Annotated in this window: 10 protein-coding genes; 5 read left to right on the forward strand and 5 right to left on the reverse strand. The window is 45.3% G+C overall.

Annotated elements, in window-relative coordinates; all coding sequences use genetic code 11:
• Positions 1-770, reverse strand: a 770-nt coding sequence (locus WBA89_RS28640; RefSeq protein WP_424411013.1) for a serine/threonine protein kinase, incomplete at its 3' end; no start/stop codon positions are given.
• A gap of 880 nt (positions 771-1,650) precedes the next feature.
• Between WBA89_RS28640 and WBA89_RS28645 the strand changes: the two genes are divergently transcribed.
• The 3 genes from WBA89_RS28645 (at position 1,651) to WBA89_RS28655 (ending at position 4,010) form a co-directional block, all read left to right on the forward strand.
• Entirely contained in the window at positions 1,651-3,081 is a 1,431-nt protein-coding gene (locus WBA89_RS28645; RefSeq protein ID WP_424411014.1) for a form I ribulose bisphosphate carboxylase large subunit, read from the forward strand.
• A 137-nt stretch (positions 3,082-3,218) separates the two neighbouring features.
• Entirely contained in the window at positions 3,219-3,629 is a 411-nt protein-coding gene (gene rcbX / locus WBA89_RS28650; protein ID WP_424411015.1) for a RuBisCO chaperone RbcX, read from the forward strand.
• A gap of 45 nt (positions 3,630-3,674) precedes the next feature.
• Positions 3,675-4,010, forward strand: a complete 336-nt coding sequence (locus WBA89_RS28655) for a ribulose bisphosphate carboxylase small subunit (protein ID WP_424411016.1) — start codon at positions 3,675-3,677, stop codon at positions 4,008-4,010.
• A 135-nt stretch (positions 4,011-4,145) separates the two neighbouring features.
• Here the strand turns inward: WBA89_RS28655 and WBA89_RS28660 are convergent, their stop codons facing one another.
• The 3 genes from WBA89_RS28660 to WBA89_RS28670 all read right to left on the reverse strand — a co-directional run bounded on the left by WBA89_RS28660 (position 4,146) and on the right by WBA89_RS28670 (position 6,439).
• On the reverse strand, positions 4,146-4,784 hold the full coding sequence (locus tag WBA89_RS28660) for a restriction endonuclease subunit R (protein ID WP_424411017.1): 639 nt from the start codon (positions 4,782-4,784) through the stop codon (positions 4,146-4,148).
• 188 nt (positions 4,785-4,972) lie between these two features.
• Positions 4,973-5,206, reverse strand: a complete 234-nt coding sequence (locus WBA89_RS28665) for a hypothetical protein (RefSeq protein ID WP_424411018.1) — start codon at positions 5,204-5,206, stop codon at positions 4,973-4,975.
• A gap of 9 nt (positions 5,207-5,215) precedes the next feature.
• On the reverse strand, positions 5,216-6,439 hold the full coding sequence (locus WBA89_RS28670; RefSeq protein WP_424411019.1) for a hypothetical protein: 1,224 nt from the start codon (positions 6,437-6,439) through the stop codon (positions 5,216-5,218).
• 252 nt (positions 6,440-6,691) lie between these two features.
• Between WBA89_RS28670 and WBA89_RS28675 the strand changes: the two genes are divergently transcribed.
• A complete protein-coding gene (locus WBA89_RS28675; RefSeq protein ID WP_424411020.1) occupies positions 6,692-6,958 on the forward strand; it encodes a hypothetical protein in 267 nt (88 codons plus the stop codon).
• 90 nt (positions 6,959-7,048) lie between these two features.
• On the opposite strand, the gene WBA89_RS28680 is transcribed toward WBA89_RS28675, so the two are convergent.
• Positions 7,049-7,423: a hypothetical protein gene (locus WBA89_RS28680; RefSeq protein WP_373534310.1), complete on the reverse strand. Its 375-nt coding sequence runs from the start codon at positions 7,421-7,423 to the stop codon at positions 7,049-7,051.
• 329 nt (positions 7,424-7,752) lie between these two features.
• Between WBA89_RS28680 and WBA89_RS28685 the strand changes: the two genes are divergently transcribed.
• Positions 7,753-8,322 carry a Uma2 family endonuclease gene (locus WBA89_RS28685; protein WP_424411021.1) on the forward strand — a complete coding sequence of 190 codons (570 nt, stop codon included), beginning with the start codon at positions 7,753-7,755 and terminating at the stop codon, positions 8,320-8,322.
• Positions 8,323-8,599: the final 277 nt, after the last annotated feature.

Consider the following 8,599-nt stretch of genomic DNA (forward strand, 5'->3'; position numbering starts at 1 on the left):
GCATAAAAATCCGTCGCCGGCACCACACCGCCACCCACAATTTGTTCCGGCGGGCTGTATCCGGGCGAAATCAAGCGCGTCGAGCTCCCAGAATCTTTCCCCACCGCTTCGACACCGCCGATTTGTTTAACTCCCCCAAAGTCGATCGCCACCAATTGCAATCCACCCAAACCCTTGCTCAGCAAAACTTGTGGAGATTCCGCGTCTCGCAGCATCAAATTTGAGGGTTTAATGTCGCGGTGAATAATCTGACACCTGTGCAACTCCTCTAAAATTTCCACAGCTTGACACAGCCAGCTAAACACCCATTCTTGGGCGCATCCTTGAGGGTGTTCTTCGAGAATTTCTTCTAAAGTTTTGCCGTGAATCTTTTCCATTACCAAACAAGGCAAGCGCCTCGCTGCGGCATTTCTACCCTCTCCTGCAAAATTTTGAGTTTGGACGTGAAAATAACCGTCCCCATCGACTCTCGGCACACCGGGATGCCGCAAAAATGCCAAAACCGAAGCTTCTTGCTCGAACAGTTTCAGCGCTTTCGGGGAAGTTTCGAGCAATACTTTCAGGACGCGATCTGTTTGAGTTTCTGCGTCCCAAACCGTGTATATGGCTGCAAAACCGCCGGAACCGAGGACTTCTAGAGGTACGTAGCGATTGTTTAGCCGCAGCGGAGCTCCGCAACTGTGACAAAAATTGTTGCCCCAAGTCTGAGGGTAAGGCCTTGGGCAATCTGGATTAATGCAGTGGACGGCTTTTGAAGGGGGGTGAGGCACAACCAGAGTAAAAATGGGGCTAGATATCTATATTAGACTTACGCGCAGCTAACGCCGAAACCCGGTTTTAAGCGAGGTTGAATTGCTGTAACGACGGATTTTGGTTCGTGGAAAAACCAGGTTGCTGCACCAGTCCTGTCCATATTATGTGCTACGATGTCGATTTTTGACTTTGCCCTCTCAGAGTCAGTCGATTTGGGATTTTCGATTTGGGATTTTTGATTGTGGATTTTGGGAGAGTTGGCGCGATCGCAGCAACCTCAGAAACCTGGTTTCTTGGTATATTTCTCGTTAATACACCAATTTTTTGTAGAAACCCGGTTTCTCGCCCACCCACGGGATTTTGGATTTTCGATTGTGCCAGAGTTGGCGCGATCGGGCTTTACAACCTCATAAACCGGGTTTCTTGGTATATTTCTCGTTAATACACCCAAATTTTTCCCATAAACCCGGTTTCTTGGCCCCCCACGGGATTTTCAATTAAAGAATTGCATACTCGATTGCAGTTGAGCTCGATCTCCTACCCTAAAATTAAGTATTTATAACTAACTTTTCCTACCCCCAACCTAAAATTTACAATCTCAAATTTAATCGATATCCGCCAGAAATTTAAGTATTTATGACTAATCTTTCCTGTTTCCTCAATCTAAAATCTAAAATCTAAAATCCAAAATCTCCTCGATCCCCAGCCTTTCCCCCTGCATCCTTGGCTACCGGCTTTTAATAAGATATGTTACGAATATTGTCTAAATGTAAATAAAAATAAACAATACTTATGAAGATTAAAAGAATATTAAAATTTAAGAGCGCCACTTTTTTGATATATTTCTAACAGCCTGCGATCGGGCAAAAAAATTAAGCGAATACTAGGAAGCGAGATATGGCTTACGCGCAAACCCAAACTCAATCAAAGGCTGGGTATAAAGCCGGAGTTCAAGACTATAAACTAACGTATTACACCCCGGACTACACGCCGAAAGATACAGATATTTTGGCAGCATTCCGCGTCACACCGCAGCCGGGAGTTCCCCCAGAAGAAGCTGGAGCTGCTGTGGCCGCTGAATCTTCCACAGGTACGTGGACAACTGTTTGGACTGACCTGCTGACCGACCTCGACCGCTACAAAGGTCGCTGCTACGACATCGAGCCAGTTCCCAACGAAGACAACCAATACATCTGCTTCATCGCCTATCCTTTGGATTTGTTTGAAGAAGGTTCCGTCACCAACTTGCTGACCTCTTTGGTCGGTAACGTGTTCGGTTTCAAAGCTCTGCGCGCCCTGCGGTTGGAAGACCTGCGGATTCCCATTGCTTACCTGAAAACCTTCCAAGGCCCCCCTCACGGTATTACCGTTGAGCGCGACAAACTGAACAAGTACGGCCGTCCTTTGCTCGGCTGTACAATTAAGCCCAAATTGGGTCTGTCTGCGAAGAACTACGGCCGTGCCGTTTACGAAGTTCTGCGCGGCGGTTTGGACTTCACCAAAGACGACGAAAACATCAACTCGCAACCGTTCATGCGCTGGCGCGATCGCTTCCTGTTCGTTCAAGAAGCTATTGAAAAAGCCCAAGCAGAAACCGGCGAAGTCAAGGGCCACTACCTCAACGTAACCGCCCCCACCTTTGAAGAAATGATGGAACGGGCTGAGTTCGCCAAAGAAATCAAAACCCCGATCATCATGCACGACTACCTGACCGGTGGTTTCACTGCAAACACCAGCTTGGCCAAATGGTGCCGCCGCAACGGTATTCTGTTGCACATTCACCGCGCCATGCACGCCGTGATCGATCGTCAAAAAAACCACGGTATCCACTTCCGCGTACTTGCCAAGTGCTTGCGGATGTCCGGCGGCGACCACCTGCACTCCGGTACAGTTGTGGGCAAACTCGAAGGCGAAAAAGGCATCACGATGGGCTTCGTAGACTTGATGCGCGAAGACCACATCGAACAAGACCGCGCTCGCGGTATCTACTTCACCCAAGATTGGGCCTCCATGCCCGGTGTCATGCCCGTTGCTTCCGGTGGTATCCACATCTGGCATATGCCAGCCTTGGTTGAAATCTTCGGCGACGACTCCTGCTTGCAGTTCGGCGGCGGCACCTTGGGCCACCCTTGGGGCAACGCACCTGGTGCAGCAGCTAACCGCGTTGCATTGGAAGCTTGCGTCCAAGCTCGCAACGAAGGCCGCAACTTGATGCGCGAAGGCGGAGACATCATTCGCGAAGCTTGCAAATGGAGCCCTGAATTGGCTGTTGCTTGCGAACTTTGGAAAGAAATCAAGTTTGAATTCGAGGCAATGGATACCGTTTGATGATTTTGGATTGCAGATTTTAGGTTTTAGGTCGCAAACTTGCTGTTAAGTCTTTATCTTTGAAGAAGATTTACAAGTAAGTTTGCATCTAACATCTAAAATCCAAAATCTCAAATTTGAGGGAGCTGGGGTCAAAAATGGATCTCAAACAAGTTGCGAAAGACACCGCTAAGGTGCTGGCAAGTTACCTAACCTATCAATCCGTGCGGATTGTTGTCGCTCAGTTGAGCGAAACCAATCCTGCCCAAGCAATCTGGTTGAATGACTTTTCCACGAAGAACAAAATCCAAGATGGAGAAGCTTACATTCACGAGCTGCTGAGGGAAAATCAAGATTTAGGATTTCGGATCATGACTGTGCGAGAGTATCTGGCTCACGACGTGACGGAATTTTTGCCAGAAATGGTTTGTACTGGCATTCAACAGGCGAATATGGAACACAGACGCCAGCATTTAGAGCGAATTACGCAACTTAATTGGTCTGTTTCTACCAGTCATCCTGAAGCATCAATAGATTCTGAACCGAATCTGGATAATTTGTCGAGTTAATCGATCGAGAAGTGCGATCGAACACACACCTTAGAGATACAAAAAATGAAGACTTTACCTAAAGAGCGTCGTTACGAAACTCTGTCCTATTTGCCCCCGCTGACAGACGCCCAAATCGCCAAGCAACTGCAATACATCTTGGATCAAGGCTACATCCCCGGCGTAGAATTCAACGAAACTTCTAATCCTGAAGTGCGCTACTGGACTTTGTGGAAATTGCCTTTGTTTGGTGCTCGCAGCGTCCAAGAAATCATGACTGAAATTCAAGCTTGCCGCCAAGAAAATTCTCAGTGCTACATCCGCGTCATGGGTTTTGACAACGTGAAGCAGTGCCAAGTGCTGAGCTTCATCATCCACAAGCCTAACACCAGAGGCTACTAAAAATTTCATTACCCCTTATATTGTTCGGCGATTGAAATCGCTGCTACATAAACGAAGTCCACTCCTAGCGGACTGAAGAAATAAAGGGAGATTTGGTATAAGATTTGAGGTGAGGAATACTCCTTGCCTCATTTTTTATAGCTTACAAATAGCCTTTAAAACCTGCAGCAACAAAATTGAAGGTTCGGGCTCCATCAGGTTTAGCAAAGGCATTAGCTGATAGCTTGGAGTATTGCCCCCCTGAATATTCACGAACTGATAGTGCATTCCGTTTGTTGTCAAACCCCAGATTGTGTCTTGATATTTTAAATTTTGATAAGCATAGGTTAGCAATTGGGATAAACCCATCAATGCGTTGATTCCAGAATTTTTACTTTCAATTACCAAAACCCAAAAATATGTATCGCTTCTGATGGGCTTTATCCTGTTGACAGCCAAGATATCAAACCGTCCTTTAACGATTGTATCTTCATCTTCAATGCTAATTTCGGCGATATCTTGTTCTAAACTAATTTTAATCGGGCGGCGGTAGAAGCCAGCCAATCGCATTAAGGGAAAGGTAGTCAGAGCTTTTACCAATCCTTCTGAAACTCGATCCGTGGAAATATAGTCATCAAAATCATCCCTAATTTGTGTAAGTTCCTGCTGTTCGTGTTCTGTTATATCTTCAAGGGATAACAGAGAGGTAAATGAGTTAGCGTACTGCTTTTGAAAGCCGAACAGACGGTGTACTTCTGATAAAGTTAGGTTTTTGGCGTTAATAGTTGCGGTCATATTTTGATTGCATTTAAGTTTTAGTTATAATTGTAACATAGAGATTGTGGTAATCAATTTGCACAAGATAAGGAGGACACGGCACTGCCGTGTCCCTACCCCATAATCATCAATCTTCCTTTTCTGATAACCATCGCGCAATTAATTGTAGGGAAACGGCACTGCCGTGTCCTGACTTTGGCTAATATCTAATCTATCTTCTCCATCACAATCCCATCAACTATTTCATAACCCCAATTAAAATGTCGATTTGCCAACTGTTGGGCCATGTCATATTCGCCAAAATTGCATAGTTCAACTAACTTTTGATATCCTTCATCTCTTTCTCGCTGCAACCTTTTCCGCCGCAGTTGTTCCCTCTCTTCGTCAGAAGGATTTGGTCGCTCTTTTCCCAACGCATTTATCTCGCTAATTCGCTTCATATTCGCCTCCTAAAAAGGAATTGATTCGACTATTTCACCGTCTACTATGTCGTAGCCCCAGTCTGGATTCGCAGCGATTTGTTTCTCAATTATACTTCGACCTAGAGGAGTGTTGTAAGCTTTTTGCAAAGAGGAAATACTGGGAATTTCGTCGGCGGTTGGCGGCTCTTGTGGTTCGAGTTTTGGCGGTTCTGGCATCGGTTCAGATGTCGATTGATTCAGGGCAAATTGTGGCCCGATCGCCCCCAATTTCCGCATTACGCTATCCTTGGTGATTTGCGGTTTTTCGTTGAAGGAAGAGGGCAGATATGGTGTGTCAACGCCCTGCTGTTTTGCTTTGAGCGCATCATCCGCAATACGATCGCACTTTCGCAAAAAACCCTCCCACAAATCCTTCCCCAACACCGGATTTCTCAAGTCAGCGCGGGCCTTAGACACTGCTGCTTCCAGCGGTTCGCCCTTGTGGACGTAATACTGAATTCGCTCCTCTTCAAACGCCGGATAAGGCACTTCCGGCTCAATTTCCCAATCCCGCTTAACTTTCTGACTTTCTCCTAAAGGAATTCCGGCGATAAATTCGTCCCAAAAAGTCGAAGTTAAGCCTTTTGTCATGCCGTCAATAACTTTAAAAGCCCATCCCGAAGGATTGCCAAATCCTAAGTTGCGAACTCTGGCATATTCTTCTAAAGCCCGCTGAAAGTTGTGCAATTCTTCTTGGGAATTCCAAGGGCCGCTAAATTGGTAATTCGCGGTGACAGCAACCGCTATTTGCTGGCGCGGTTGTCCGAAATATTTGTCGGTTTTAACTGCACGCTGTGGGGGGGAAGTTTCGGATAATATTTCTACAGGGCGATTTGTGCGATCGCCAATTGGTTCTGTTACAGTCTCGGTGTGGTTGTTGGCAAAAAAGTTATTAAGTTTTTCCTCAAAAGCGTCAATGTCCGCCCAGAGTTCTAGGGTGTCCGTGTGGGGATTTGTTAATTTTTCTTTGAGGAGCGATCGGACTTTCAGCAATTTTCTCGCAAGTTCTTGTTCTTCTGGACTTAAACCCGTGGCTTTTTCAATTTCGTTGCTGTTAGTTTTCACCCATTCGCTAGAGTTGGAATGTTGCGCTTTCCATTGCAATAATTGACAAAGAAAAATACTCGCGGTGACTCCGCCGGTAATTTTGGCAAGTTTGGGATAGTAGATGGCGGGATTTCCTAAATTTCCTAAAAATATTCCTATTTTCATTTTGTAAATTCCTAATTCCCTTGAATCGTAGGATGCCCGTCGGCGCACCTTACCTAACATTAGAGTGTGCCAAATAACACCTTACCTCAACTAAACTCAAATCGAGAAACTTAAGATTTTCTTTAAGCTTCTGTCTATTCCCGACGGAATAAAGATTCTAGAGAAAAGACGGGGATCGCATCTTCGATCGCCTGATTGACAGAACAGAGTTAAACGTAATAATAAATTATTTACTGTACCGATCCTCCCAAAATGAATCCAGAACGCCAAGAGGCTTATTTGAACTTGATCGAGCGAGTGCTCACCTGTCCCAACGGCCAAGAACCAGAGGTTTTGAGTTCCTGTTCCGATTTAATTGATGCGGGGTTTGTGCAGATGCTAATCCAAATATCGGCTTCAATGGCCCGGGAAGGTGACGAAGATACTGCCATTTTTTTAGTGCAACTTGCTCGTTTGCTGGGGAAATCTTTGGGATTGTCGCCAGATTTGGTGCCGGCTGGGTACAGCGCACAGGGATAGATCAAAGTCCGCACGACGCAGCCATCCCTCTTTATAAATCGCCTCGTTTTGTTTCAGGAAATCGGGGCGATTTTAACTGCATCAATGGCTTTACAGTTTATATTCCAGAGGCTCGCAAAAATCATTTACTCCAGTTTTAAATACATAAATAATCACCGAAGTTACCAAAATTTTAGGACAAATTTTTGCAGCGACTAAATCTCTAAAGGCTGCATTCAATTGTCCGTTTGTCAACTCTTCTTTGACCTCAGATTTGCAGATAGCAACGCGGCATCTTTTGGCCAATCCGTCCAGCCACTTTTCCGAAATGTTCGGTTCTTGTCCGGCTTGAATTGCCAGAGATATTGCTGCATCTTCGATGTTGCCTTCGCAATCTTCGATTTCGTCGAGGGCTTTTAGGGCTTCGGGATATTCGGCTAATTGCGATCGAAATTGGGCAATTTCTTGGGAGGTAATAATCACCATAAAATTTTCCTGTGTTCTCTGGTGGCGGATGAGTTTAGCAGTTAAACTTTATATTATAGCATTTTTTTGATTTATGTTGAGATTGGGCGATCGAACTTAATTACATTGTCAACTGAGATTTGGCACTTCGCAATAGTCCGAATCGGCTTTTAACCCCAGTCGGAAAGCGAAAGTCCTCCCGGGGAGGACTGATGTTAAAATTGATTTATTTCGTCTGTCATTACGAAGGTCGTGAAGCAATATCAGAGAGCAGGCGATAAATTTGTCATTGACAGAAAGCGGCGCTAAAATAGGTTTGCAGGACTCATATTTTTCGGGAGTTAGGAAAAATGACAACCGTTACTTTAAACTTAGATACTGTAGAACTAACAGACGAACAGTTTTACCGTTTGTGTCAGAAGAATCGAGATTGGCAATTTGAACGGACTGCTAAAGGAGAAATTATCATTATGTCACCAGTAGGCGGAGTCAGCGGCAATCGAGAAGCCGATTTAATTGGCTTAGTTTGGATGTGGAATCAACGAACGCAGCTAGGAAGAGTGTTTAGTTCTTCAACTATTTTTAGGCTGCCAAATAACGGAGACCGTTCTCCCGATGCGGCTTGGGTTAGCTTGGAAAGATGGTCGGCTTTGACAGATGAACAAAGGGAGAAGTTTCCGCCGATTTGTCCTGATTTTGTGATAGAATTGCGCTCGCGTACAGATGCGCTGCGGCCGCTTCAGGAGAAAATGCAGGAATATCTCAACAGCGGTTTGCGCTTGGGTTGGCTGATTAATCCTCAAGACGAACAAGTGGAAATTTATCGCGCTGATTGCGAGGTGGAGATTGTACAGTTTCCTGTAAGTTTATCGGGGGAAGATGTGTTGCCGGGATTTGTGCTTAATTTGCCGATGGTTTGAACGGGAATTAGGAATCGACAATGGGAATCGGCGATTGAAATCGCTTCTACAAAAACAAAGTCCGCCTGCGCGGACTGAAGATTAGATTAAATTTTTACGGTTTCTAATGGGATTTTTTTCGGACAAATATCGTCATCAAACTAACCAGTCAAAGCCACAGCATCATCCGGTTTATGAATGGGAACCGGCAATGGGAATCGGCGATTGAAATCGCTTCTACAAAAACAAAGTCCGCCTGCGCGGACTGAAGATTAGATTAAATTTGTACGGTTTCCAA

The organism is Microcoleus sp. (assembly GCF_049646505.1).
Classification (GTDB): domain Bacteria; phylum Cyanobacteriota; class Cyanobacteriia; order Cyanobacteriales; family Microcoleaceae; genus Microcoleus.